Source organism: Enterococcus sp. SB12 (assembly GCF_030910025.2).
Classification (GTDB): Bacteria; Bacillota; Bacilli; order Lactobacillales; family Enterococcaceae; genus Enterococcus_B; species Enterococcus_B faecium.
The window spans coordinates 1,463,865-1,489,527 of record NZ_CP175675.1 but is presented as its reverse complement, the minus strand read 5'-3'; the positions used below and the strand labels follow the sequence as shown (position 1 = coordinate 1,489,527).

General features: G+C 38.1%; 26 protein-coding genes. 19 read left to right on the top strand and 7 right to left on the bottom strand.

Features of this window, described 5'->3' with window-relative positions; genetic code table 11:
- The first annotated feature begins 26 nt into the window (after nucleotides 1-26).
- From RBL01_RS07360 to holA, 19 genes are all read left to right on the top strand, one after another.
- Nucleotides 27-302, top strand: a complete 276-nt coding sequence (locus RBL01_RS07360; RefSeq protein WP_002292206.1) for a UPF0223 family protein — start codon at nucleotides 27-29, stop codon at nucleotides 300-302.
- A gap of 5 nt (nucleotides 303-307) precedes the next feature.
- Complete coding sequence (locus tag RBL01_RS07355; RefSeq protein WP_002295483.1) at nucleotides 308-1,075, top strand: inositol monophosphatase family protein; 768 nt, start codon at nucleotides 308-310, stop codon at nucleotides 1,073-1,075.
- A 167-nt stretch (nucleotides 1,076-1,242) separates the two neighbouring features.
- Nucleotides 1,243-3,072 (top strand): translational GTPase TypA, encoded by a 1,830-nt coding sequence (gene typA / locus RBL01_RS07350; RefSeq protein WP_002288735.1) that lies wholly within the window; start codon nucleotides 1,243-1,245, stop codon nucleotides 3,070-3,072.
- 260 nt (nucleotides 3,073-3,332) lie between these two features.
- Nucleotides 3,333-5,105 (top strand): DNA helicase RecQ, encoded by a 1,773-nt coding sequence (recQ, locus tag RBL01_RS07345; protein WP_307780923.1) that lies wholly within the window; start codon nucleotides 3,333-3,335, stop codon nucleotides 5,103-5,105.
- A gap of 113 nt (nucleotides 5,106-5,218) precedes the next feature.
- Nucleotides 5,219-5,521 carry a YlaN family protein gene (locus tag RBL01_RS07340; protein WP_002298990.1) on the top strand — a complete coding sequence of 101 codons (303 nt, stop codon included), beginning with the start codon at nucleotides 5,219-5,221 and terminating at the stop codon, nucleotides 5,519-5,521.
- A gap of 2 nt (nucleotides 5,522-5,523) precedes the next feature.
- Nucleotides 5,524-6,687 carry an FtsW/RodA/SpoVE family cell cycle protein gene (locus RBL01_RS07335; protein WP_002327082.1) on the top strand — a complete coding sequence of 388 codons (1,164 nt, stop codon included), beginning with the start codon at nucleotides 5,524-5,526 and terminating at the stop codon, nucleotides 6,685-6,687.
- A gap of 25 nt (nucleotides 6,688-6,712) precedes the next feature.
- Complete coding sequence (locus RBL01_RS07330) at nucleotides 6,713-10,141, top strand: pyruvate carboxylase (protein WP_002327081.1); 3,429 nt, start codon at nucleotides 6,713-6,715, stop codon at nucleotides 10,139-10,141.
- Between the two features lie 20 nt (nucleotides 10,142-10,161).
- Nucleotides 10,162-11,286 (top strand): CAP-associated domain-containing protein, encoded by a 1,125-nt coding sequence (locus tag RBL01_RS07325; protein WP_002318434.1) that lies wholly within the window; start codon nucleotides 10,162-10,164, stop codon nucleotides 11,284-11,286.
- Nucleotides 11,267-11,713: a YlbF family regulator gene (locus tag RBL01_RS07320; RefSeq protein ID WP_002298984.1), complete on the top strand. Its 447-nt coding sequence runs from the start codon at nucleotides 11,267-11,269 to the stop codon at nucleotides 11,711-11,713. The genes RBL01_RS07325 and RBL01_RS07320 overlap by 20 nt, the downstream gene beginning before the upstream one ends.
- Nucleotides 11,697-12,035, top strand: a complete 339-nt coding sequence (locus RBL01_RS07315) for a YlbG family protein (protein WP_002295490.1) — start codon at nucleotides 11,697-11,699, stop codon at nucleotides 12,033-12,035. Before RBL01_RS07320 ends, RBL01_RS07315 begins: the two co-directional genes overlap by 17 nt.
- 129 nt (nucleotides 12,036-12,164) lie before the next feature.
- Nucleotides 12,165-12,725: a 16S rRNA (guanine(966)-N(2))-methyltransferase RsmD gene (gene rsmD / locus RBL01_RS07310; protein ID WP_002318436.1), complete on the top strand. Its 561-nt coding sequence runs from the start codon at nucleotides 12,165-12,167 to the stop codon at nucleotides 12,723-12,725.
- Nucleotides 12,722-13,213, top strand: a complete 492-nt coding sequence (coaD, locus tag RBL01_RS07305; protein WP_002318437.1) for a pantetheine-phosphate adenylyltransferase — start codon at nucleotides 12,722-12,724, stop codon at nucleotides 13,211-13,213. Before rsmD ends, coaD begins: the two co-directional genes overlap by 4 nt.
- Nucleotides 13,203-14,246 carry a SepM family pheromone-processing serine protease gene (locus tag RBL01_RS07300; protein ID WP_002327079.1) on the top strand — a complete coding sequence of 348 codons (1,044 nt, stop codon included), beginning with the start codon at nucleotides 13,203-13,205 and terminating at the stop codon, nucleotides 14,244-14,246. Before coaD ends, RBL01_RS07300 begins: the two co-directional genes overlap by 11 nt.
- A 158-nt stretch (nucleotides 14,247-14,404) precedes the next feature.
- On the top strand, nucleotides 14,405-15,133 hold the full coding sequence (locus tag RBL01_RS07295) for a helix-hairpin-helix domain-containing protein (RefSeq protein ID WP_025477749.1): 729 nt from the start codon (nucleotides 14,405-14,407) through the stop codon (nucleotides 15,131-15,133).
- 115 nt (nucleotides 15,134-15,248) lie between these two features.
- Nucleotides 15,249-15,494, top strand: a complete 246-nt coding sequence (locus tag RBL01_RS07290; RefSeq protein WP_002297231.1) for an SGNH/GDSL hydrolase family protein — start codon at nucleotides 15,249-15,251, stop codon at nucleotides 15,492-15,494.
- Nucleotides 15,491-15,709, top strand: a complete 219-nt coding sequence (locus RBL01_RS07285) for a hypothetical protein (RefSeq protein WP_002318439.1) — start codon at nucleotides 15,491-15,493, stop codon at nucleotides 15,707-15,709. The genes RBL01_RS07290 and RBL01_RS07285 overlap by 4 nt, the downstream gene beginning before the upstream one ends.
- A gap of 135 nt (nucleotides 15,710-15,844) precedes the next feature.
- Entirely contained in the window at nucleotides 15,845-16,384 is a 540-nt protein-coding gene (locus tag RBL01_RS07280) for a ComE operon protein 2 (RefSeq protein WP_002295503.1), read from the top strand.
- Nucleotides 16,377-18,650, top strand: a complete 2,274-nt coding sequence (locus RBL01_RS07275; RefSeq protein ID WP_002328571.1) for a DNA internalization-related competence protein ComEC/Rec2 — start codon at nucleotides 16,377-16,379, stop codon at nucleotides 18,648-18,650. The genes RBL01_RS07280 and RBL01_RS07275 overlap by 8 nt, the downstream gene beginning before the upstream one ends.
- A 37-nt stretch (nucleotides 18,651-18,687) precedes the next feature.
- Nucleotides 18,688-19,734: a DNA polymerase III subunit delta gene (holA, locus tag RBL01_RS07270; protein WP_002327076.1), complete on the top strand. Its 1,047-nt coding sequence runs from the start codon at nucleotides 18,688-18,690 to the stop codon at nucleotides 19,732-19,734.
- Between the two features lie 88 nt (nucleotides 19,735-19,822).
- Here the strand turns inward: holA and rpsT are convergent, their stop codons facing one another.
- The 7 genes from rpsT to RBL01_RS07235 all read right to left on the bottom strand — a co-directional run bounded on the left by rpsT (nucleotide 19,823) and on the right by RBL01_RS07235 (nucleotide 25,663).
- Nucleotides 19,823-20,077, bottom strand: coding sequence for a 30S ribosomal protein S20 (rpsT, locus tag RBL01_RS07265; RefSeq protein ID WP_002292188.1), 255 nt, complete (start codon nucleotides 20,075-20,077; stop codon nucleotides 19,823-19,825).
- A 399-nt stretch (nucleotides 20,078-20,476) separates the two neighbouring features.
- Complete coding sequence (locus tag RBL01_RS07260) at nucleotides 20,477-20,746, bottom strand: hypothetical protein (RefSeq protein WP_002289125.1); 270 nt, start codon at nucleotides 20,744-20,746, stop codon at nucleotides 20,477-20,479.
- 261 nt (nucleotides 20,747-21,007) lie between these two features.
- On the bottom strand, nucleotides 21,008-21,136 hold the full coding sequence (locus RBL01_RS07255; RefSeq protein ID WP_002295511.1) for a hypothetical protein: 129 nt from the start codon (nucleotides 21,134-21,136) through the stop codon (nucleotides 21,008-21,010).
- Nucleotides 21,137-21,215: 79 nt separating this feature from the next.
- Nucleotides 21,216-21,671 (bottom strand): DUF441 domain-containing protein, encoded by a 456-nt coding sequence (locus tag RBL01_RS07250; RefSeq protein WP_307780924.1) that lies wholly within the window; start codon nucleotides 21,669-21,671, stop codon nucleotides 21,216-21,218.
- A gap of 137 nt (nucleotides 21,672-21,808) precedes the next feature.
- Entirely contained in the window at nucleotides 21,809-23,737 is a 1,929-nt protein-coding gene (locus RBL01_RS07245; RefSeq protein ID WP_002327074.1) for a heavy metal translocating P-type ATPase, read from the bottom strand.
- A gap of 196 nt (nucleotides 23,738-23,933) precedes the next feature.
- Entirely contained in the window at nucleotides 23,934-24,767 is an 834-nt protein-coding gene (locus RBL01_RS07240; protein ID WP_002298973.1) for an undecaprenyl-diphosphate phosphatase, read from the bottom strand.
- 191 nt (nucleotides 24,768-24,958) lie between these two features.
- Nucleotides 24,959-25,663, bottom strand: a complete 705-nt coding sequence (locus RBL01_RS07235) for a histidine phosphatase family protein (RefSeq protein WP_002327073.1) — start codon at nucleotides 25,661-25,663, stop codon at nucleotides 24,959-24,961.

Here is a 25,663-nt window from a genome sequence, read left to right as displayed (position 1 = left end):
AGGAATATGAAATAGGAGAGTTGAAGATGCAAGAATATCAGTATCCACTTGATTTAGATTGGACAACAGACGAAATGGTCATTGTAATGAAGATGTGGGAAGATCTGGAACGTGCGAATGAAAAAGGGATAAACAATGAAGCTTTTTTGAAGACTTATCAGCAGTTTAAAACTGTTGTCAAATCCATTGGTGAGGAAAAACGATTGGGACGGGAATTTGAAAAAGCTTCCGGTTATTCTTTATATCGTACAGTGCAGCAAGCAAAAAAAAATCCAAACAAAACTTTGAGAATGAACGGGTGAGATAAATGGAACAGATGATTGATCATATCAAGTCCTGGCTTGAAGAAGCTGGTGAGAAAATCAAATCTTCTCAACAAACATTAACGATCTCGCAAAAATCAAATCGAACGGATCTAGTGACAAATGTCGACCGAAACATCCAGAATTTTCTAATCGAAAAAATCCATTCCTTTGATCCAGAGGCAAAAATATTGGCAGAAGAAGAAGGGTGTAATCAATTATCGGATCTCGATGGAAGAGTCTTTATCATCGATCCTATTGATGGCACCTTGAATTTTGTGATTGAAGGGGAAAATTTTTGTATTATGCTCGCTGTTTATGAATCCGGCGTTGGAAAGCTTGGTTTCATTTATGACGTGATGAGAAATGAACTTTTTTGGGGTGGAAAAGGAATAGGCGTTTATAAAAATGATGAGCCATTGCCTAGACCAGCAAATAAATCCTTATCGGAAGGCTTACTTGGTGTGAATAGTTATCTTTTCGGTCATAATAAATATGGAATCCGAGAAATTGCGGAAAGCAGCATGGGGACACGTATGTACGGATGCGCTGGTCTTGAACTAGTGGCAATCTTGAAAGGAAACCACATTGCTTATATTTCAAACCTTAGCCCTTGGGATTATGCAGCGGGAAATGTCTTATTGGAAGAGTTTGGTATGGTAACAAGCGGTCTTTTTGGTACTCCTTTGACATTTGAAAAAAGGGAATACTATTTAGCAGGGACTTCTTGTGCATATGCAGAAATCGCAGACCTTTTGAAAAAAGAAGGCTGAAAAAAAGGTAGAAATCATTCACAAAAATGATAAAAACGGGCAAAAGATTAATTTTCTCGAAAAAATGAAAACATTTTACTATATTTCATGAAAAAAGTCTGCTATAATTAGCAGTCGAGTAAAATTTGCCCTGTCATAAAGAACCAATAAAAAAGGAGTTAGTTACATTGAATTATAGAAACGATATCCGTAACGTCGCAATTATTGCCCACGTTGACCACGGAAAAACAACATTAGTTGATGAACTATTAAAACAATCAGATACATTAGACGCACATACGCAATTGCAAGAACGTGCGATGGACTCAAATGCGCTAGAAAAAGAACGTGGTATCACGATTTTAGCCAAAAACACAGCTGTAGACTATAAAGGAATTCGCGTAAACATCATGGATACTCCAGGACACGCGGACTTCGGTGGCGAAGTAGAACGGATCATGAAAATGGTTGACGGCGTTGTGTTGGTCGTAGATGCGTATGAAGGAACAATGCCTCAAACACGTTTTGTATTGAAAAAAGCACTGGAACAACATATCACACCAATCGTTGTCGTAAACAAGATTGACAAACCTTCTGCTCGTCCTGAGCATGTCGTAGATGAAGTTCTTGAACTATTCATCGAATTAGGAGCAGATGATGATCAGTTAGACTTTCCTGTGATTTATGCATCTGCACTAAATGGTACGTCAAGCTTGTCAGATGATCCAGCAGATCAAGAACCAACCATGGCGCCTATTTTTGATACAATTATTGAAAAAATCCCTGCTCCTGTCGATAACAGCGACGAACCATTACAATTCCAAGTTTCATTGCTTGACTACAACGATTATGTAGGTCGTATCGGAATCGGACGTGTATTTAGAGGAACAATCAAAGTAGGAGACCAAGTAGCATTAATTAAATTAGACGGAACAGTTAAGAAATTCCGTGTAACGAAATTATTTGGTTTCTTTGGACTAAAACGTCTAGAGATTCAAGAAGCAAAAGCTGGAGACTTGATTGCTGTCTCGGGTATGGAAGATATCTTTGTCGGTGAAACAGTTACTCCTGTGGATCATCAAGATGCGTTACCTATCCTTCACATTGACGAACCAACATTGCAAATGACTTTCTTAGTTAATAATTCACCATTTGCCGGTCGAGAAGGTAAATTCGTAACCGCTCGTAAGATTGAAGAACGTTTGATGGCAGAACTTCAAACAGATGTATCCTTACGAGTTGAACCAACAAACTCTCCAGATGCATGGACAGTTTCTGGTCGTGGAGAATTGCATTTGTCTATCTTGATTGAAAACATGCGCCGTGAGGGATACGAATTGCAAGTATCTCGTCCAGAAGTTATTGAAAAAGAAATCGACGGTGTAAAATGCGAACCGTTTGAACGCGTGCAAATCGATACACCAGAAGAATATATGGGTAGTGTTATCGAGTCCTTGAGCTTACGTAAAGGTGAAATGCAAGATATGGTCCATACAGGAAACGGACAAATCCGTTTGACATTCTTAACACCTGCCCGCGGTTTGATTGGTTATTCAACTGAATTCCTTTCAATGACACGTGGTTACGGAATCATGAACCATACTTTTGACCAATATCTGCCAATGCTTCCTGGTCAAATTGGCGGACGTCACCAAGGGGCGCTTGTTTCGATCGATACAGGAAAAGCAACGACTTATTCTATCATGAGTATCGAAGAACGCGGTACAGTCTTCGTAGAACCAGGTACAGAAGTATATGAAGGAATGATTATCGGGGAAAACAGCCGTGATAATGATTTGACCGTCAACATCACGAAAGCAAAACAAATGACAAACGTACGGTCTGCTACTAAAGACCAAACATCTGTCATCAAAAAACCAAAACAATTGACGTTGGAAGAATCTTTGGAATTCTTGAATGATGATGAATATTGCGAAGTAACACCAGAAAGCATTCGCTTGAGAAAACAAATTTTAGAGAAAAATGCTCGTGAAAAAGCATCTAAAAAGAAAAAATAATCTGTAAAAGGATGAAGAGAGAAACCAGCTTGTTATAAAAAATAGCTGGTTTCTTTTTTTGTCCAACTCTTTTCTGTGGAGAAGTCATCTTTGTCAATGGACATAAATTCAGAAAATACGCCAAAAGACGTTTGAAAGACTTTTAAAAAACTTATTTCTAGAGAGTTTTTGTTTCATAATAAGCGAATGTTTCACGAAAGGAGATCAACTTGTCCTTCGAAGAAAATCGAAGTAAAATGGCAAGAGAAAGGAGCGGGAAGATGAACGACTTATTAAAACAATACTTTGGTTATGATGAGTTTAGACCTGGTCAAAAAGAAATTATCCAGAAAGTCATTGATCAGGAAAATGTATTAGGAATCATGCCTACCGGAAGTGGGAAATCAATCTGTTACCAGCTTCCAGCTTTACTATTAGATGGGCTTGATGTGGTTGTGTCCCCTTTAATCTCTTTGATGAAGGATCAGGTGGACGCGGCGAATCAATTAGGTATACCCGCCACTTTTATCAATAGCTCGTTAGATGGTTACGAAACAGCTAGACGCTTCCAAGAAATCGATAGACAGCAGTACCGTTTACTTTATATCGCTCCTGAACGTTTTATCATGCCAGATTTTATCCAAGCAATGAAGCGATGGAACGTCCGTATGATCGCTATTGACGAGGCACATTGTATCTCTCAGTGGGGGCATGATTTCCGCCCAAGTTATTTACAGATGGCGAACCAGCTAGATCAACTGCCAAATCGTCCTGTAATTGTTGCTTTGACAGCTACAGCGACTGTACAAGTAGCTACTGACATAAAAAGACTTTTAAAAATTCCAGAAAACAACCATATTCAGACTGGTTTTGAACGAGAAAATCTACGATTTCAAGTAATTAAAGATCAAAAAAAAGAACAATATCTAATCGAATATTTAAAGATCAACAAAAATCAATCTGGTATCATTTATGCAGCAACGAGAAAAGAGGTAGACCGTCTCTATCATTTGCTTAAAAAATTCGATTTTTCCGTGGGTAGATATCATGGTGGTCTAAATGAGAATGAGCGAACAGAAATGCAAGAAGCCTTTTTATATGATCGCTTGCAGCTGATTGTAGCGACAAATGCATTTGGTATGGGTATAAATAAAAGCAATGTCCGTTTTGTTATCCATTATCAAATTCCTGGCTCTCTAGAAGCATACTATCAGGAAGCTGGTCGGGCGGGAAGAGATGGTCTTTCCAGTGAAGCCATCCTGCTTTTCTCTCCTCAAGATATCCAAGTCCAAAAGTTTTTTATCCAGCAGTCCCAAAGAGAAGAAGGGCAAAAGCAAAAAGAATATGAAAAATTAAAAGCGATGACAGAATACGTGTATATTGAGTCCTGTCTTCAGCAATACATCCTAAACTATTTTGGCGAGACAAGCAGTCCGTGCAACCGTTGTGGTAACTGTTTAGATGACAGAGAAATAGTAGAAGTAACGACAGAAGCACAGATGGTTCTTTCTTGCTTAAAACGTATGGGTGAGAACTATGGTAAACAAATGCTGATGAAAGTCTTAGCAGGATCGAAAGAACAAAAGTTGCAAGCTTTAAGTTTTGGACATTTATCTACCTATGGACTGATGAAAAACCAATCGCAAAAAGAAACGATGCAGTTAATTGAATATTTGATATCGAATGGCTATCTTCTGACCATCAATGGCGAGTATCCTGTTTTGAAAGTAACAGAAAGAGGGATACAAGTATTGAAAGGACAAGAATCTGTTTATCGAAAGGAACCCAAGAAAGTCCAGCAGCTATCGGATGAAGAAACCGATACACTATTTGAAGTGCTGCGGGAACTGCGAACGGATCTAGCATCAGAAGCAGGCGTTCCCCCGTATGTCGTATTTTCAGATTCCACATTGAAAGAAATGAGCCGAATACGTCCATCAAGCAGATTGGAGATGCTTCAGATAAAAGGAGTTGGCCAAAGCAAGCTTGATAAATATGGCGAAGCCTTTTTATCTCGGATAAAAAATGCGGACTCTAACGTTCTGGATAAGTAGAAAGAACGAATACGTAAAAATGAATAAAAACAACTGGTTAAATCTGTTTTTTTTGCTCCTTATGAAAATCAAATATGTTATAATTAAGGAATTAGAATGGGAGGTAAGCACAGATGGATTCTTTGTCGAAAAAACTTGCGATCCAAGTATTAAATGATGAAGCAGAACGGATCAAACGATTAATCCGAAATCAAAACAACAGTCTCTGTATCTCACAATGCAAAGCCTTCGAAGAAGTGGTAGATACACAGATGTACGGCTTTTCCCGGCAAGTCGGTTTTGCTGTCCGTATAGGAGTAATCGGAAAGAACGAGGGTCAGCTGATGTTAAGTGAGCTAGAACGAGAATTGAATCAGTTATATAGTGAGGTTTACCAAGAAAATTATGATAAAAAAGAAGTTGGCAAGGAGGAATAGACTTGCCTAAGAAAGTGAAAAAAAGGCATCTATTAGACTATAGCATCTTGATTCCCTATTTAATTTTATGTGTATTGGGGTTGATCATGGTATATAGTTCTACGTCGTATCTATTATTAGAAAACGGACAAAATCCGTCCGCATCAGTCATTAACCAGAGTATTTTTTGGGTGCTTAGCTTGATTGCTATCGCACTACTTTATAAAATGAAAACAGATGTTTTGAAAAACCAGCGTTTGATCATGGCAGTCATCGCAGTTTTGACGATTTTGCTGCTGATTGTTGTGTTTTTCGGTAAGGAGATCAATGGGGCGAAAGGTTGGCTACAAATTGCAGGATTCACGATCCAACCTGCCGAATACCTAAAAATCATTTCTATCTGGTATCTGTCTCTGACTTTATCTAAAAGACAAACCAGTGTACAAAAAGATTTTCTTGGGACTGTGAAACGTCCACTTGCAATGGTTATCGGACTTACTGCATTAGTCGCTATTCTTCCCGATTTTGGTAATGCGGCAGTTATCTTTTTGATTATTTTGGTTCTGCTTTTAGCCAGCGGAGTCAATTATGTGTATACTTTGATTGTAGGAGTAGGAGGCTTTTGTTTAAGTACTTTTACGATCTGGCTGATCAATATCACAAACGGAAAGATCTTACCTGGACGTTTACAGTATATCTATAATCGATTTGCTATTTACCAAAATCCTTTCTCAGACGAATTAAATAAAGGGCATCAACTAGTCAACGGCTACTATGCCATGTTCAACGGAGGACTATTTGGCAGGGGATTAGGTAACAGTATCCAGAAAAAAGGATTTTTACAAGAAGCACAAACCGATTTTATTTATGCAATCGTAGTGGAAGAACTTGGAGTGATTATGGGGATTTTGATATTAGCGTTGCTATTCTTTATGATTGTGCGCATTGTCCTTGTAGGTATCCGTTCAAAAGATCCGTTCAATTCGCTTTTGTGCATAGGGATCGGCGCAATGTTTTTGATCCAAGTATTTGTCAATCTTGGAGGAATCACTGGTGTTATTCCTTTGACAGGGATCACGTTCCCATTTTTAAGTCAAGGAGGCTCCAGTTTGCTGATGCTTTCGATTTGTGTCGGCTTTGTCCTCAACATCAGTGCGGATGAAAAACGCAAGAGCTTAGGTTTATAATAAAAAAAGATGTAGGAGTGGTTCGATGAAAAAAGTTTTAGTTGCTAACAGGGGTGAAATCGCTGTACGTGTATTTCGTGCTTGTACAGAATTAGGAATTAAAACTGTTGGAATCTATGCAGAAGAAGATGAATATTCCGTACACCGTTTCAAAGCGGATGAAGCATATTTAGTAGGACAAGGAAAAAAACCGATTGATGCGTATCTAGATATTGAAGGGATCATTTCTATCGCGAAAGAATGCGGAGCTGACGCCATTCATCCGGGTTACGGTCTTTTGTCGGAAAACTTGAATTTTGCGCAACGGTGCGAAGAAGAAGGCATCACTTTTGTTGGACCCAAACTGCATCATTTAGATATTTTTGGAGATAAAATCAAAGCAAAAGCTGCAGCTATCGAAGCAGGGATTGCTTCGATTCCAGGCACAGATGGACCAATCGCTTCTATAGACGATGCCTTGGAGTTTGCGAAACAATACGGTTATCCGATTATGATCAAGGCAGCTCTAGGCGGCGGCGGACGCGGCATGCGTGTAGCTCACGATGAAAAGAGTGCAAGAGAGGGCTACGAACGTGCGAAAAGCGAAGCAAAAGCAGCCTTTGGTAGTGATGAAGTGTATGTTGAAAAATACATCGCTAATCCTAAGCATATCGAAGTACAGATTCTCGGGGATACGCATGGAAACGTCATCCATCTTTTTGAAAGAGATTGTTCTGTTCAGCGCCGCCACCAAAAAGTAGTAGAAGTAGCGCCTTGTGTCTCTATGAATGAACAGCAACGTCAAAAAATCTGCCAGGCAGCTGTCCAATTGATGAAATATGTCGGGTATGTCAACGCAGGTACAGTAGAATTTCTTGTTGAAGGAGACGATTTTTACTTTATCGAAGTCAACCCTCGCGTCCAAGTGGAACATACGATCACAGAAATGATTACAGATATTGATATCGTAACAACGCAACTGTTGATTGCTCAAGGTTTGGATCTGCATAAAGAAATCGGATTGCCTCAGCAAGAAGGAATCAAATTAAATGGTTCAGCCATTCAATGCCGAATCACTACAGAAGACCCGTTGAATAACTTCTTACCAGACACAGGGAAAATCGATACGTATCGTTCACCTGGTGGTTTTGGCGTACGTCTGGATGTCGGAAATGCTTACGCGGGCTATGTAGTGACACCGTATTTTGATTCATTGTTAGTAAAAGTATGTACGCATGGCGCTACTTTTGAAACAGCTATTCAGAAAATGGAACGTTGCTTGAAAGAATTTAGAATCCGTGGAGTGAAAACAAACATTCCATTTATGCTCAATGTCATCACACATCCTGAATTCCAATCAGGAAATGCAAAAACAACCTTCATTGATAGTACAGCAATATTATTTGAATTTCCTCGACTACGAGACCGCGGAAACAAAACGATGAAATATATCGGTGAAATTACTGTGAATGGTTTTCCAGGTATCGAAAGTGGCGAAAAACCATTTTATGAAGAACCACGTGTGCCTAAAGATTTAATCACAAGAACTGATTACGTAACGGCTAAGAACGTATTAGATGCGAAAGGTGCAGATGCTTTGGTCGAATGGATCAAAGGCCAGGAAAATTTATTGCTGACGGATACGACATTTAGAGATGCTCATCAAAGTCTGCTAGCAACTCGTGTTCGGACAAAGGACTTCAAGCAGATTGCACGTTTGACTGGAGAAGGTCTTCCTGAACTCTTTTCAAGTGAGATGTGGGGGGGAGCAACATTTGATGTGGCTTACCGCTTTTTGAATGAAGATCCTTGGCAACGGTTGAGAAAAATTCGTTCTTTAATGCCTAATACGTTGCTGCAAATGCTTTTCAGAGGTTCAAATGCCGTTGGGTATTCTAATTATCCTGACAATGTATTGGTGGAATTTGTCAAAGAAGCAGCAGCGCAAGGAATCGATGTATTTCGAATCTTTGATAGTTTGAACTGGACTCCACAAATGGAAAAAAGTATCCAAGCTGTACGGGATACTGGTAAAATCGCAGAGGCAGCTATTTGCTATACTGGCGATATCAACGATCCAAGTCGGGCAAAATACAATGTTCAGTATTATAAAGACATGGCAAAGGAACTAGAACAACTGGGTGCGCATATCATTGCAATCAAAGATATGGCTGGGCTGCTTAAACCGCAGGCAGCTTATCGTTTGATTAGTGAATTGAAAGAAACGACAGATCTGCCAATCCATCTGCATACTCATGACACCAGCGGGAATGGAATCATCACTTATTCTGCTGCTTCAAAAGCAGGAGTAGACATCGTTGACGTGGCAATGAGTGCAATGAGTGGGAATACTAGTCAGCCTAGCATGAGCAGCTTGTATTATGCACTGGTCAATGGTCCACGGCTGCCAGAAATCACGATTGAAAATGCACAGAAATTAAACCATTATTGGGAAGATGTGCGCATGTATTACAAACCGTTTGAAAACGGCTTGAATGCTCCTGAAACAGAAGTATATATGCATGAAATGCCAGGAGGACAGTATTCGAATCTACAGCAACAGGCAAAAGCTGTCGGATTAGGTCATCGCTGGGATGAAATCAAACAAATGTATCATACTGTCAACTTGATGTTTGGCGATATCGTTAAAGTAACTCCATCATCTAAAGTAGTTGGAGATATGGCACTATTTATGGTCCAAAATGATCTTACAGAAGAAGATATTTATGAAAAAGGCGAAACACTAAGTTTCCCTGAATCTGTTGTGACTTTCTTCCAAGGAGAACTAGGGCAACCCGTTGGCGGATTTCCTAAAAAATTGCAAAAGATTATTCTTAAAGGCAGACCTGCATTGAATGAACGTCCAGGTCTTTTGGCTGAATCAGTCGACTTCAACGAAGTAAAAAAAGAATTGGCAGAAAAAATAGGCTATGAACCAAAACAAGACGAAGTATTAAGCTATTTGATGTATCCGCAAGTCTTTTTGGACTATCAAAAAGCATATAATCAATTTGGCGATGTTACATTACTGGACACACCAACATTTTTCCAAGGTATACGTTTGGGTGAAACAATCAATGTACAAATCGAACGCGGAAAAACGCTTATCATTCGTTTAGATGAAATCGGAGAACCCGATATCGAAGGGAATCGCGTACTGTTCTTCAATTTGAACGGACAAAGACGTGAAATCACTATCAAAGATAATTCGATCATCAGTACGGTCCAAACCCGATTGAAAGCTGAACCGACAAACCGAGAACAAATTGGAGCAACGATGTCTGGTTCTGTTTTGGATGTATTAGTGAAAAAAGGCGATAACGTTAAAAAAGGTGATACGTTGATGATTACTGAAGCGATGAAAATGGAAACGGCCATCGAAGCACGTTTTGACGGAGAAGTCGCACATGTATATGTGTCTTCAGGAGACACTATTTCGTCTGGTGACCTTTTGATTGAAGTGACTGAGAAATAATAAGCGAAAGGTGGGGAAACATGAAAAGACTGGGTTTGTTTTGGCTGATTCTGCTATTAGTTATTGTGGCATTCTACATGGAACCAGTCTTGTTTCCGCCAAAACTTGAAGTGAAGGAAAACTCTGATCAACAAATATCAAATCAAATGACAACGTGGAAATACCAGGAGCTTAAAGCAACTGGTTTTTCTACTTATATCGGAAAACCGATCGATCAGCTGGAAAAGGATTTTGGCCAAGCCTATGATCGATTAACTAGCGGATTTGGTTTTGAAACAATATATTATGAAAATAAAGCTAGTCATCTCACATTTGAAGCGAACATCCAAGACAGCAGAGTCACAACTGTTAAAGTACTGCAAACAGGGCCTGCTGATATCGCGCCGTTTTATTTAGGGATGACGATGCAAGATCTTACGAAAATCACTACTATCTATACTAATTTCACTTTTGAGTACCATGATACAGAAGTTGGAATCGAACTAATGGAAGAGGATATGAATTACCGTCCGCTAATTGCTTTTGATAACGACACTTTTGCTATTTTATTTTTTGATCAAACAACAAACGGCCTATTTTCAGTTGTGTATTTAGATAAAGATAGTCTTTTGAAACTATTGCCATATCAAGTGTTTGGTGAAGGCCTTCCACATTATCAAGCAGATAAATCGGCTGATTGGGAATCAATCAATCGCGTTAAAGAACGAAAAAGTACGACTTTATTAAATATGCTTAGAAGAGAAGACGAACTTCCCATATACAATCAAACGCTTGCCTTTCAAAACCACAGTCAGCTGCTACTACATGATTTCTTGACAAGGCCTGAGGAAATATTGTCAGAGGAACGTATGGCTGATTGGCAAAAATCGCTAGGCAGTGCTCAAACGACAGTGAAATTCTCACTGACGAATGATGAATTGGAGAAGTTAATCAGTAAACAAAAATTAGAAAATACTAGTGGGCTATTTATTCATCCGGCGATCGACGCTACTTTTTCGTTTTTATATTGGTACAGCGATCCTTACAACCATGACCGTTTCATGGACCCGGGAACGGATTCTGTAGGCATTGCTTTTTCTAAAGAAAATATGTTAGTCTTATTGCAAGAAGAAAACGGAGAAAGTAGTGATAGCAGTGATCGTTAACGAAGAGCTGTTTCAACTGGAGGATCAATGCCTCCGAGTCGCTGAAATGATAAAAAAGAGTAAAACAATGGCTTCTTATCTTGAACATAAACAGTCAATGGAAGAATCTGCAAAAGTTTGCCAGTTGAAAGAAGCGTTCTTGTCTAAGAAAGAAGCATTTGAAAATGTAGCGGCATATGGTGAGTATGCACCTGATTATCGTGAAAAAAAACGAGCTGTTCGAAAAGCAAAAAGACAGCTTGATATGGATGAGCATGTTGCAGCTTTCCGATATAGTGAAACACAGCTGCAAAGTCTGTTGGATCAAATTGTCCAAGTACTTGCCGAAGAAGTTTCTAATGAAATCAAAGTAGATGCAGGTAGCCCGTTTTTTGAAACGAAAAAACACTTTGGATGCGGAGGTAATTGTCATGCAATTAGACAATAGTGAATTTGAAATAACAAAACGACGCGGGCTGATCGTATGGGTCTACAGCTTAAAACAATTAAAGAATCTGAAAAAGTTCGGCTTGTTGCATTATGTCTCAAGAAGAATGAAATATGTCGTGCTTTACTTAAATGAAGAGACATTTGAAGAAACAGAAGAACGAATCCGTAAATTACATTTTGTTCGAAACGTAGAACGTTCTTACCGACCGGATATCGAAATGAATTTTGCCGAAAAAATAGGAAACAAAACAGTATTAAAAGACGAAGGTTTCGAAATCGAAGAGCTAAATACAGAAATCCGATTAGCTGAACATCTTTAAAAATCTCTTATGAGCAGTTTTTAAATAAAAAATAACTTGGATAACGATCGATTTTTGATCATTGTCCAAGTATTTTTTTGTCTTTTTTTTGGTATACTAGTACCAGTACCATTTCTAAGGAGTGAGTAGATGCGGATAATATCAGGAAATTATGGCGGGCGCCGTTTAAAAAGTTTAGCAGGGGCGAACACCAGACCAACTACAGATAAAGTAAAAGAATCCATATTCAATATGATTGGACCATATTTTGATGGAGAGACAGTATTGGATCTGTTTGCAGGAAGCGGTGGTTTAGCTATCGAAGCAGTATCTAGAGGCTGCAGTCATGCGGTATGCGTAGACAAAAATTACCAAGCGCTAAAAATCATCAAAGAAAACATCGAAATTACGAAAGAACCAGAGAAATTTACCACAATAAAACTTGATGCGGACAAAGCAATCGAACGGCTAGCAGAGGAGGAACAACAATTCGACTACTTGTTTCTTGATCCGCCATATGCAAAACAAAAAATAATCGATCAAATCCATAAAATGGAAGAACTGGGACTTTTTTCTAAAAACGCGGTTATCGTATGCGAAACGGATAAAACAGTCGAATTGCCAGAAACTGTGGCTGGATTCCATCAAATAAGAAAACAGATTTATGGCATAACGGCCGTAACTATCTATAGAAAAGAGGGAAATCAATGAAACGTGCATTATTCCCAGGAAGTTTTGATCCTTTTACAAAAGGTCACTTAGATACGGTGGAACGTGCGGCTAAATTATTCGATGAGGTAGTAATTGGTGTTTTTATCAATACTTCAAAGAAAAGTTTGTTTCCCCCAGAAGAAAGAATGACATTGATCACAAAAGCTGTTTCTCATCTTCCTAATGTAAAAGTCATGCATCAAGAAAATCAATTGACGGTAGAAACAGCAAAAGAGATTGGTGCAGATGCGTTGATCAGAGGCATACGAAGTATCAAAGACTTTGAATATGAACGAGAGATTGCTCAGATGAATCATCATCTATATAATGAATTGGAAACTGTCTTCTTATTGGCAAAACCAGAATATAGTCACGTGAGTTCCAGTATTTTAAAAGAAGTACTGCACTTTGGCGGAGATGTGAGCAGCTACTTACCGCCAGTGATCAACGAAGCTTTAGCTGGAAAGCGTGAATCAAATGAAAGCTAAACAATGGTTGAAAACAGTACTAATTATCATATTTGGAATGTTGATCATTGGATTTGTAGTAGTTCCCTTGCCGTATTATGTAGAATCACCGGGAGCCACGATCGATCTGAAAGAACTAATTACGGTCAATGATAAGGAAGACAAAGGTTCTGGGTCTTTCTCTCTTACCTCTGTTGGTATCAGGCAAGCTACAGGTTTCTTAGCTTTAAAAGCTAAAATGACCCCTTTTGAAGAATTGATCAGTGAAGAAGAATTGACTGGTGGGGCGACAAATGAAGAATATAATAAAATGCAGCAGTATTATATGGATTCTTCCCAAAATGCAGCAATCGAACAAGCGTTAAAACTTGCAGACAAGCCTTATAAAATGGAATTCAAAGGCGTATATGTCATGAGTGTAGAGAAAACATCGAATTTCTTTGGCAAGCTTTCAGTTGGAGATACAGTAACAAAAGTAGACGGGAAAAGCTTTCAAAGTACAGAAGCATTTATGGATTATGTAAAAAGCCAAAAAGTTGGACAAACAATCGAAATCAGTTATTTGCATAATGGTGAAGAAAAAACAGCTTCTGGTGATCTGATCGAGTTACCAACAGATAAAAAGGCAGGAATAGGTATCACGCTTACTGACCATACCGAGATCGAATCAGATACAGATGTTCGTATTAATTCTGGCTCTATCGGTGGGCCATCAGCGGGATTGATGTTCACTTTAGAAATCTATGAACAAGTCACTGGTAAAAACTTGCGTCATGGTAAGCAAATTGCAGGAACTGGAACGATCAATAGTGAAGGAGAAGTTGGCCGAATCGGAGGAATCGATAAAAAAGTGGCAAGTGCGGATAAAGCTGGCGTAGAGATTTTCTTTGCACCAGATGATACGATTTCAGACGATGTTAAGAAAGAATATCCTGAAATAAAAACCAACTACGAAGAAGCAAAAGCTGCCGCTAAAAAATTGAATTCCTCAATGAAAATCGTACCAGTAAAAACAGTACAAGAAGCGCTTGACTATCTAGAGAAAATGAAATGAAACTAAATAATTAAAGAGGGGTTGTGACACGAGTTCTGTCACACCCCCTCTTTTTCGTCAAAAATCTTCACGATAAAAATAAAAACAAAAGAAAAAATTGACGTAATTAGATGTTGAAGGGACGATTTTGCCAGAGCTCACCGTTTCTTCAATTTCAAATGAAAGGAGTAATGAATGATTTTTACTGGTCATTCTTTGGAAAAAGAACAATGATAGAAAAAATCAGCAAGAAAATACTAGCTTCACCGAAATTGATCATTTGGATGTCTATGTTAGTTCTTATCTTTTGTATCGCAAGTGGTTTTTTATTATCAAATCTGCTATTTTATAGAGAACCAGAAGAGACTGCTGCAAAAGAAATACTTTCTCCGTTTAGTTCCAGTGGAGAAGATCCATCAGCTGAAGGAAACGATGTAGAAGAGGATGCTCGTCCAAAGGTCATGTACACCGATATCAAAGGAAGTGTGAAGGAGCCTGGTATCTATTCCTTTTCTTCAGAAGAACGGGTCCATGATGTACTAAAGCGTGCAGGTGGATTATTAGAAGAAGCGGATAGCGATCGAATCAACTTTTCTGCGAAGATAGAAGATCAGCAAGTCCTATATATCCCTGCTGTAGGTGAAGAGCTGCCAGAACATCTTGATCAGTTGGCATCCTCGGAAGGAAAACAGCCTACAGCAGATTCCGAGCCTCCCAAAATAAATATCAATACAGCCACTCCATCAGAACTTCAGCAGATTCCTGGGATCGGATCAGTCAAAGCGCAAGAAATCATTCGATTTAGAGAAGAAAACGGATCCTTCCAGAAAGTGGAAGACCTGCAGGAGATTTCTGGTATCGGTGAAAAGACAGTTGAAAAACTAAAAAACTTCGTTACAATTAAATAGAATGATTCAAAATCGACTGGCACGAGCAATAAATGGACGCTAATGGATACTAAGAATAATCCAATTCTAAGAGCTTGGCAGGACGAGGAGGTAGTATTTTTGGATAGGAAATAGCTTGATTGTTCGCAAAGAAACATTAAAAAAACCAATGCTGAATGTCTATCTCCAAAATAAAATATCTGGGATTCATATTATGAATACGGCTGTCAGCGGCAATAACAGTCAAGCTCTACGAGAACGCTTTGCCAAAGATGTACTTAGCTATACAGCAGATAAAGTATTTATTCTCATTGGGACGAATGATCTAGCAGAGCATAAACAACTTTCTAAAGAAACGTACCAAAAAATCTGCAGTGGATGATAGTTGAGCTGAAAAAAGACTATAGTTCTGATCATGCTTTCTTTATCACGCCACCAGCAGTCGATGAGACAAAACAAAAATATCGGAATAACAAGTTGATCAAAGAATATATCTCTGTTCTCGCAGAAGTAGCAAAACGCCATGATTGTGAAGTATCGATTTTTATACGGAATTTCTTGAACAAATGGATTCGAAGAATTTTTATAATGGGCTAATGGATGACGGACTTCATTTCGGCAGTGAAGGGTAGGATCTTTTGTCAGACAGGATGATTCGTTATATTTGAAGAATATTTTGTTTAAGCAATGAGTACTTTTTAATCAACTTGAAAAAACGGAGGAATATAAAACATGTTAGAAAAATCTTCAAAAGCATGCGATACGAATAAAGAAAAAGTTACTGATAAGTCACATAATGAACGCATTCCTTGGGACCAGTACTTTATGGCTCAGGCAGTACTGTTATCTTTACGTAGTACGTGTACACGTTTAGAAGTAGGAGCGACACTCGTTCGAGAAAAAAGGATCATTGCTGGCGGCTATAATGGAGCAGTCAGTGGAGATGTCCACTGCATAGATGAAGGGTGTTACGTCGTGGATGGACACTGCTTGCGAACGATCCATGCAGAGATGAATGCACTCCTACAGTGTGCAAAACTTGGTATCCCGACGGAAGGTTCAGAAATCTATGTCACACATTTTCCATGTTTGGCCTGTACAAAGGCTTTGTTGCAAGCTGGTGTGAAAGGGATCAATTATCTCCATGACTATCGAAATGATCCTTATGCCCAAGCGTTGATCGAACAATTAGGTGTATCTGTACACCAAGTTGCTTTAGACTCACAGCATTTTTCAAAACTTCAAAATGAATTAACAGGAAAACATGTCTAGCGTTTTAGAAAGGCATGTTCGAAATCGGTTGATTTTTCCGGCAATTACGTCGATGATTATCTGTTTGTTGTATTACACTGACAATTGGGGTTATCGTTTGCTTCTTGCCGGAATTTTTTTATGGTTTTCGCTAAAAGAAGGGCGTTTTATCGCGTACTTGTGTATTTTGTGTAGCATAACGGTATCCATTTCTTATTGGCTACAAGAGTATTCATTTTTAGAGGAAAAAACAACATCTGCGCAAATTACTGTATTTACAGATACGATTCGTGCAAATGGTAATTTTTTGACAATGGAAGGAAGGTTATCAGAGAATAAACAAAAGCTCCAGCTTTCTTATCAAGTAAACACAGAAGCAGAATTGAAAACATGGCTTAACTTCCGAGGAAAGGGAATAGAATTGACTGCTGAAGGCGAGTTCATTTCTCCAGCAAAAAAGCGGGATCTTTATAATTTTGACCAAGAAGCTTACTTCAGGAACCATAGAATCTCTGGACGGTTCCAAATTCAAAAGATTGAACAGATCACCATGCAAAATCACTGGGGAAACTGGCTTCAGAGAAAAAGAGGATCTTTTATCTCCTTTATCCAATCTGAATTTCCGCAAAAAACAAGTGTATATATTAATTCTTTATTATGGGGCTATAAAGATGCAGGATTCAGAGAATCAGAAGAAATTTTTAGGGAGAGTGGTTTGCTGCATCTGTTCAGTCTATCGGGTCTACACATCCAATTTTATTTAGGGTGGCTGTATTATTTATTTCGACGTATCGGATGGCCACTACACGTCAGTATTATTCCGTTGAGTCTACTAACTATCTGTTATGTTTCTATTGCAGGAAGTTCTATTTCTGTTTTGCGTGCTAGTTTGCTGTTTTTATTGCGATTGCTAGTCAAATTGCTGAATAAGCATTATTCCACCATGGACTTATTTGCAGTTGTCTTTTGGCTTCTTTTACTATTTGATCCTCGATTTCTTTTTCATGCGGGTGGACAGCTTAGTTTTTTCATGAGTTTTTTGTTTATCCTGATTTCTTTTGATGGAGATTGGTTGAAAAAAACGGCCTCTCACGTCCTGTTTACTATGATCACGATGCCGTTGATTGTATGGCATTTTTATGAGTGGCCTATTTTAGGTAGTCTTTTTACATTACTGATTGCACCGGTATTCAAGTTTCTTTTTCTTCCTGGTGTGTTATTTCTCACACTCTTCAATCGCTGGCTGCCGGAAACTTTACTTTTGCTGATAGAAGAGGGATTAATCTTATTTGAGCGAATAATCGATTTTTCTTCAGGGGCGTCTCTCATTATAGGACGTTTGCCCCTTGTACTATCTGGGATGTATATTTTCGGATTACTGATTTGTACGGATAGGTTGAAAGAACAACCTGTGAAACACTTGTTTTATGTTGGTCTTTTTTCTTTTATTTTTTTGACTTTGCCATTTTTACGCTTTTCTTCAACGATCGCTTTTATCGATGTCGGTCAAGGAGACAGTATCTTTTTGCAAAGTCCTTTTCGAAAAGAAACGATTTTGATCGATACTGGAGGTCAGTTACACTTTGAAAGAGAAAAGTGGGCGCAAGGTATGATACGTCCTCCTGCTGAAAGAAATATCGTTCCATATCTAAAAGGTCAGGGGATAAGTGTAATCGATAAACTCATCTTGACACATGACGATACGGATCATGTGGGAGAATTACCCACGTTATCTCAGCATTTTACTATCAAAAAAATTTATATCGGTTGGGGCGCTGGACGAAATGAGCCATTACAAAGGCATTTATCTGAAGCTCAAAAAAATGGTACTGAGATCATTGAAATCAAACATGGGGACAGGATCAGCGGTTATTATGATCTTTATGTATTGACTCCTTTTGAAAAGGGAGAGGGAAGAAATGAAGATTCGATTGGTCTATGGATGGAATATAACAATAGGCGCTTTTTATTTTTAGGAGATTTGAATCAAGTAATGGAAAAACAATTGCTTTTGATTTATCCTAATCTGAAAGCCGATGTAGTCAAATTAGGTCATCACGGTAGCCGTACGTCAAGTAACACAGATTTTCTTTCCCATATTGAAGCAAAACATGGGATTATATCCTGCGGCGTAAATAATCGTTATGGTCACCCGCACAGCGAAGTATTGGAGACACTAGAAGAAAATCAGATAAAAACATGGCGAACGGATCAACAAGGAATGATCACCTATCGCTGGCATCCAGTTTTTCATCCTCATGGGCTAGTGGAAACAATGATAGACTAGTAATTCTCATCTGCTCATGGTAGGATAATTTTTGAAAGTGGTGAGTAATTTGAGTATACAAGCAGAGTTACAAAAAATACGTAAAGAAAAACTTGCATCTTGTTACTTGATTTTAGGAACAGAAAAGTTTCTCCAAGATCAAGTTCGGACAGAAATTGTCAAAAAAATCCAATTAGAGGGCGAAGATGACTTAAATTTTTTAAGTTTTGACATGGAAAATGCAAGTTTAGATGAGGTAGTAGCTGAAGCAGAGACGTTGCCGTTTTTCGGAGATCAACGGTTAGTATTCGTAGAGAATCCTTATTTTTTAACAGGTGAAAAAGTAAACAATGGAATCGAACAAAATACTGATTTATTGACGGATTATTTGAAAGAACCATTAGAATCGACTGTATTAGTATTCTTTGCGCCATATGAAAAGTTGGATGAACGGAAAAAAGTAACGAAACAATTGAAAAAAGCAGCAATCATCATCAATGTCCAACAGTTGAATGAAAAAGAAGTACGTCAATATCTGATGAATACCTTAGAGAATTCCTCAATCAAAATGGAACGAAGTGCAATTGATTTATTCTTGAGGTTGACCGACTTAGATTTATCCAAAATGATGAGAGAGTTACAGAAATTGGTCCTTTATGGACAAAATCAACAGCAAATCACGGTAAGAGAAGTAGAAGAATTAGTTCCTAAAACGTTAGAACATAATATTTTTGACATGACCCAATATATTTTAAAAGGGAAGACGGAACAAGCTTTGCGTTTATACGAAGATTTAGTTATGCAAGGGGAAGAAACAATCAAAATTAATGCGATTTTGCTTTCTCAATTACGTTTATTTTTACAGACAAAATTTCTTGTAAAGATTGGTTATCAGCAGGCAAATATTGCTGAAACATTGAAAATCCATCCATATCGTGTAAAACTTGCCATGCAGGAAGTAAAAAAATTCGATGAACATTTGCTGGTACAGTTGTTTGATCAATTAGTTGAGATGGATTATCAAATCAAAACGGGACAAATCGAAAAAGAATTAAGTTTTCAACTATTCGTTTTGCGCACAGGGCAGTTGTTAAGAAATCGATAAGAAGAAAGACGAGGGCAAAGCATGCGGGAAGGTCGTTTGTTTTTGTCCTTTTTTTGACAAATAAAAAAATCGGCCGAAGCCGATTCTTTTATTTAGCGATCTTTTTGCTTAAACGAGATTTGTCGCGGTTAGCTTTGTTTTTGTGGATTAGACCTTTTGATTCAGCCATATCAATAGCTTTAACAGCTTCTTTATATAACGCATCTACGTTGTCAGCACCTGAAGCTACAGCATCTTCAAATTTTTTGATTGCAGTACGCATAGCGCTTGTTTGAGATGAATTTTTCACATTAGCGTTTTCGCTTGTACGAACACGTTTGATTGCAGATTCAATGTTTGGCATTAGTTTCACCTCCGATAACTTAAGTTCTTACGCGTGTTACCGCATAATTCAACATTCATTATTATACCTAAAGGCAGCGTGCTTTGCAATATGAACATGACAAGTTTTTTTCCTTAACAGTCTTTTATTAGGATTTTTTTTCAGTAAAAACGGATAGTACAAGCTGAAAAAAATCAAAAAGACGCTATTGTGGGAGGCAATAGCGTCAAACCAAACTAGATTTTTATTTATCTATTTAAACAAATTTTGAATGGGAATGTTTGGTACTAAGTTATTATATAACAAAGAGAACCGTTTGCAAAGTTTTTTTTGAAAAGGGATACGATTCCCTGTTGTTCTTTGTTTTTCTATTAAGAAACTGCAGTTATTTTATAACCAGTATCCTTTGATCAGTAAAGGCTATTCTGGTGTACCGATTATTTTAATGTATTCATCGATATTTTTTATCAACATTTTTTTTATGACCAACTGGTTCCGACGGTTCCATTTGCCACTTACTTCCAGCACATATTTATTTAGGGGCAAACGTAAGATATATTTTGCCAAATAGCGATCTTTAAGCAGGCCATTGATCACACGGTCCTCAAGCTGCAAGTTGATCCCAGTCAGCATCATTGGCTGTTCTTGTAAAACGTACGTATCAATTAAAAGACCTTCAAAAGTTTCCACAAGCGTCTTCCTTTCTTTTCAAAGTAACCTGAAAACAGGCACTAATTCTTCCATTTTGATATTCGTTGAAGTGGATGCGATCATTCTTTCTTTTGTCCACTGTAATCTAGTATAACAAAAAAGAGCAGAAGAGCCAAAAAGAAAAAAGAGCATCGAATTCTATAGGAAGTCTCATTGGCATGGCCTAAATTATTACAAAACATTGATTAAAAAAAGCCCCTGCATCGCAGGAGCATCCCCTATATCGTTTTAATAGGTCAATCAAAAAGCAGTATCAAACACATTTTGTATCAAATCAGGAAATAATAGATAAGCTAAGCCCAGAATCAAAAGTACCGCTAGAAGAAACCAGCCGATTGTTCCTATGAAATACTTTAATTTTTCGAACATTGTATCACCTCGTTGTCAGTATATCACGGATCAGTAAATTGGGGGTGTTAAGAATCTCCTAAAATAGACAAAATTTGTTCTATTTTCCTAAAGCAAATACTTGTAAGATACAGTAAGTGATACCAGAAGCAATGACCGGTCCGGCGGCGATTCCTCTTAAGAAGACAACACCTAAAATCGTGCCGAAAACAAGTGCAACAGTGATTTGTGGATCAGAAGCAATCAATCCTACACCCTTGGAAGATAAGACAGCCACTAGCCCACCGCAAAAAACAGCTACCCAGCCAATAGGGGATTTAAAGGCTTCTAATAGATCACGTAGACCGATTTCTCCTGTTGCGATAGGGATTAGAATAGCCGCTGTGATGATCGTCACCCCAATATTGATTCCTTTGCCTTGCAGCCAAGGGAAAAAGGAACGGGAGGCTGGTATGAACTTCATAATCAAAACAAAAGCTGCCGCTATCAACAGACTTTGATTCTTAGCTAAAATTGCTACAAGTAAAATAATTCCTAAAAAAAGCCAACTTTCCATGAAATATATTCCTCACTTTCTTCGAAACAATCATAACATGTTTTTAGAAAGTTGCAAAAGTAGGAATTCATCCTTCAAGACCTATTCATAAGCTGTTTTTTTCATAAAATAAACAAAATCATAAAAAAACACTTTGCTTATTTGACAGAAGACAGCCGCGCTTTGTATAGTGGACAAGACTTACATTTTTTTGAAGAATCAGAAAGATCAGGTAAAGGTCTTAGTAAACGCAAGCCATTCAGAATAACCAATATTGTGCTTCCTTCGTGTCCTACAACTCCAAGAGGTAGATTTAAAAATTGCAGGAAGTTAGAAACAATCAACAAGAGAATAACAAGAATCGAAAAAATAATATTTTGTTTGATGATCCGCCGCATTTTTAAAGATAGCCGATGACTGTAGACAAATTTATTTAAGTCGCTTTTCATTAAGACGATGTCTGCGATATCCATAGCGGCATCTGTCCCTTGCCCCATAGCGACACCTAAAGAAGCGGCTGCTAAAGCAGGCGCATCATTGACTCCATCACCAACCATCGCATTTACTTGGTAAAGTTCATTCTCTTTTTTGACTAGTTGTGTTTTTTCTTCCGGAGTACAGCTTGCATAGTAATGTTCAATCCCTACTTGTTCAGCAATGGCCTTTGCTGTGCCAGAATGGTCGCCGGTTATCATACTTGTATGGATGTTTTGGGATTTAAAGTAGGAAATTACTTGTTGGGTATTTGCTTTTGGAATATCTAGCAGACCTAAAACAGCAATTAACTGCTGATCTTTAGAAAGATAAATCACGGTTTTACCTTGATTTTCTAAACGTTCGATCATTTCCGCAATCTCTTTGCTGATTATCATCGTCTCAGGATCATATGCGTGCTTGCCAACTTTCCATTGCGCACCTAAATGGGTAGTTTGTAATCCAAAACCAGTAATTTCTTCTATTGGTAAGTATTGGATTTCTTCAGGTATTGTGCAATCAAAATATTGCAAAATCGCATGAGCAAGTGGATGCGTCGTTTTTTGTTCCATAGCAACAAGAAGTTGTTGTGCCAAATCCTTTTCATCAAAGAAAAAGCTGTCAGTTACAACTGGTTTTCCTTTAGTGAGCGTTCCTGTTTTATCAAAGGCAATCGCTTTTAATTCAGAAAGCTTTTCTAAATGGATACCGCCTTTGATTAAAATCCCATTTTTTGCAGAATTTGAAAGAGCAGCTAGAGAAGCTGGTGTAGCAGATGCGACAAGCGCACAAGGAGAAGCCACAACTAATAATACCATTCCTCGATAAAAGCTTTCATCCCAACTCCAACCTAGGAAAAAGTGGGGGAGAAGGATCATTAGAGGAACAGCAAGCAAAATCAATTTTACATAATTATTTTCGATTCTTTCGATAAATGAAGCTGTTTGAGTTGGAGTATTCTGCGCTTCTTCTACTAATTGGATAATCTTAGCAAAGACAGTTTCGGAACTCGTTTTTGTTACTCGAATCGTGATGGGATTTCCTTGATTCAGCGTTCCTGCATACATCTCATCGCCTAAATATTTTTCTACAGGCACAGATTCACCGCTTAATGCAGACTCATCGATCGTTGCCTGTGTGCTTTCTAAAAAGCCATCTATCGGAACAGCTGCTCCTTTAGCGACAAATACCAAGTTATCTACCTTTAGTTGAGAAACATCTACTTCTTGCATTTGTCCATTTTCTTTTAATAATTGGGCTTTTTGTGGTTGAAGATTCATCAAAGCAGTAATTTCTTTTTGACTTTTATTAGTTGTGTATTCCTCTAATGCACCGCTTAAACAAAAGATGAATGTCAACATTGCTCCTTCAAAATAATTACCGATCAAACAGGCACCAATAGCAGCTAAAGCCATCAATAAGTCCACATTCAGTGTCCGATCATTCCACAATTCTTTCAAGCCTTCCGATGTTTGTTTGTATCCACCGATGATAATGGCACTGATATAAAAAAGTGGGGTGATGGTAAGAGAGAATCGGTCGAAGATAAAACCGAAGATCATAAATAAAAGGCAGCCGATTGTTGCTGCAAAAGCTTTTTTCTGATTAGTCATCGTTATCAGACCTCCTTGTCAAAACAAGGATAGCATAATAAAAATGTAATTGATAATAATAACGGCTAAATGAGAACGATAATGGTTATCATTTGGTGATTAAGCTTGATGTTGTTTTTATTATTTATAATGATTGTTATTAAAGAAAATAAAAAACCAGAACATTTCTCAAATAAGAGAAGTGTTCTGGTTTTTTCTACATTGCAATAAACCAATAACCAATCAAAATGATACCAAGGATAATACGATACCAGCCAAAAGCGGTAAAGTCGTTTTTCTTCAAATAGCTTAGTAAGAATTTGATAGCTAAGACAGAAACCACAAAAGATACGAATGTTCCTACAAGAAGAACAACAGTTTCTTCCATTTTGAATGAATTCCCTTCAGCTAAATATTTGACGATCTTCAAGCCGCTTGCGCCAAACATGACAGGAATCCCTAAGAAAAATGAAAACTCTGTAGCGACAAAACGCGAAGCACCAATCAAGATAGCTCCTAGGATCGTTGCGCCAGAACGGGATGTTCCGGGAACAAGTGCCAAGACTTGGAATAACCCAACAAGAAGAGCTGCTTGGTACGTAAAATCATTCAGAGAAGTCCAACGAGGTGTTTTGTTTTTGTTGCGTTTTTCGACAATAATAAAGGCAATACCGTAAACGATCAAAACAATGGCAACTGGTAAGAACTTGTGGAAATTTGCTTCTAACCAATCATCCAAAGGCAAACCAATGATGATGGCTGGTATGCAAGCAACGATCACTTTAAACCAAAGTGTCCACGTATCTTTTTTTTCTACCGTTGATTTACTTGGAGAAAATGGGTTTAACTTGTGAAAATAAAGAACGACGACAGCCAAGATCGCCCCTAATTGGATAACGACATTGAACATCGACATAAATTGTGAACTGGCATCCAGTTTGATGAATTCATCTGCTAGGATCAAATGACCAGTACTACTGATGGGCAGCCATTCCGTTATTCCTTCAATAATACCGAGAATCACTGCTTTGATAATATTTGCAAAAAACATAAATTCCTTCCTTCCCAATTAAGATACATCTTATAGTATACCGTTATTTTTTGAGAAACCCAATCTGTTTTTTAATATTAAGAAAAACTTGAGAAATAAAGTAGATAAGTACACGAAGAGAAAAAAGAAGACAAAGCCCTCGTTCAGACTTTGCCTTTTATGATTCTCTGGTAAAAATTAAAATATCCTCATTATAGAAACGAGTCGCGACTATGTGTTTTCCCGTTATCGATATAAGACGTATCATTGATTCCGTGGATAGAAAATCGACCGTTTGCATAAGTGACCTTTGTTACGCTGCCATTTAAAAGCCCAGCACGAACAGGCTGTTTAGGATCGATCAGATTAAGCAAAAAGGCGATCGTCAAACCATGAGATACGACTAAAACATTTCCGCCACCATTTTTTTCGCAGTGATGGGCGATATCTTCAAATCCTGTCCATACACGGTCTCGCAATGTTTCATAAGTTTCCGCCCACCCAGCGGTATCTAAGTTGTATACAGCATTAGCAATTTGTTCAAAAGAAACTTCTGTGGTAAACATTTCATCATATGTTTTAAAATTCAATACACGAGGGATCACACCCCACATTTCCATGTCATATCCACCTTCAAGAGACCCGAAACACCATTCTCTAATCCTTTTTTCAATAAAATAAGGAATTTCTTTTCCCTTAGAATGTTCTCTTAGAATAATACGGGCAGTTTCGATTGCACGACCACTGTCACTAGAATAAGCAAATGAAAAGTCGACATCTTTTAACCCGCGACCTAAATAATGAATGCCTTCTTGTCCTTGCTTTGTGAGGGGTGTATCACACCAGCCTTGCACTCGTTCAATTGTATTGAACATCGTTTTTCCATGTCGTACGATATAAAGTGTAGTTTCTGTCAT

Excerpts from the sequence above, each read along its gene's own strand:
- RBL01_RS07360 (WP_002292206.1), top strand. The coding sequence starts at position 27 with ATGCAAGAATATCAGTATCCACTTGATTTAGATTGGACAACAGACGAA.
- RBL01_RS07355 (WP_002295483.1), top strand. The coding sequence starts at position 308 with ATGGAACAGATGATTGATCATATCAAGTCCTGGCTTGAAGAAGCTGGT.
- recQ (WP_307780923.1), top strand. The coding sequence starts at position 3,333 with ATGAACGACTTATTAAAACAATACTTTGGTTATGATGAGTTTAGACCT.
- RBL01_RS07340 (WP_002298990.1), top strand. The coding sequence starts at position 5,219 with ATGGATTCTTTGTCGAAAAAACTTGCGATCCAAGTATTAAATGATGAA.
- RBL01_RS07330 (WP_002327081.1), top strand. The coding sequence starts at position 6,713 with ATGAAAAAAGTTTTAGTTGCTAACAGGGGTGAAATCGCTGTACGTGTA.
- RBL01_RS07325 (WP_002318434.1), top strand. The coding sequence starts at position 10,162 with ATGAAAAGACTGGGTTTGTTTTGGCTGATTCTGCTATTAGTTATTGTG.
- RBL01_RS07315 (WP_002295490.1), top strand. The coding sequence starts at position 11,697 with ATGCAATTAGACAATAGTGAATTTGAAATAACAAAACGACGCGGGCTG.
- rsmD (WP_002318436.1), top strand. The coding sequence starts at position 12,165 with ATGCGGATAATATCAGGAAATTATGGCGGGCGCCGTTTAAAAAGTTTA.
- coaD (WP_002318437.1), top strand. The coding sequence starts at position 12,722 with ATGAAACGTGCATTATTCCCAGGAAGTTTTGATCCTTTTACAAAAGGT.
- RBL01_RS07300 (WP_002327079.1), top strand. The coding sequence starts at position 13,203 with ATGAAAGCTAAACAATGGTTGAAAACAGTACTAATTATCATATTTGGA.
- RBL01_RS07295 (WP_025477749.1), top strand. The coding sequence starts at position 14,405 with ATGAAAGGAGTAATGAATGATTTTTACTGGTCATTCTTTGGAAAAAGA.
- RBL01_RS07285 (WP_002318439.1), top strand. The coding sequence starts at position 15,491 with ATGATAGTTGAGCTGAAAAAAGACTATAGTTCTGATCATGCTTTCTTT.
- RBL01_RS07280 (WP_002295503.1), top strand. The coding sequence starts at position 15,845 with ATGTTAGAAAAATCTTCAAAAGCATGCGATACGAATAAAGAAAAAGTT.
- RBL01_RS07275 (WP_002328571.1), top strand. The coding sequence starts at position 16,377 with ATGTCTAGCGTTTTAGAAAGGCATGTTCGAAATCGGTTGATTTTTCCG.
- rpsT (WP_002292188.1), bottom strand. The coding sequence starts at position 20,077 with ATGCCAAACATTGAATCTGCAATCAAACGTGTTCGTACAAGCGAAAAC.
- RBL01_RS07255 (WP_002295511.1), bottom strand. The coding sequence starts at position 21,136 with ATGTTCGAAAAATTAAAGTATTTCATAGGAACAATCGGCTGGTTTCTT.
- RBL01_RS07250 (WP_307780924.1), bottom strand. The coding sequence starts at position 21,671 with ATGGAAAGTTGGCTTTTTTTAGGAATTATTTTACTTGTAGCAATTTTA.
- RBL01_RS07245 (WP_002327074.1), bottom strand. The coding sequence starts at position 23,737 with ATGACTAATCAGAAAAAAGCTTTTGCAGCAACAATCGGCTGCCTTTTA.
- RBL01_RS07240 (WP_002298973.1), bottom strand. The coding sequence starts at position 24,767 with ATGTTTTTTGCAAATATTATCAAAGCAGTGATTCTCGGTATTATTGAA.
- RBL01_RS07235 (WP_002327073.1), bottom strand. The coding sequence starts at position 25,663 with ATGACAGAAACTACACTTTATATCGTACGACATGGAAAAACGATGTTC.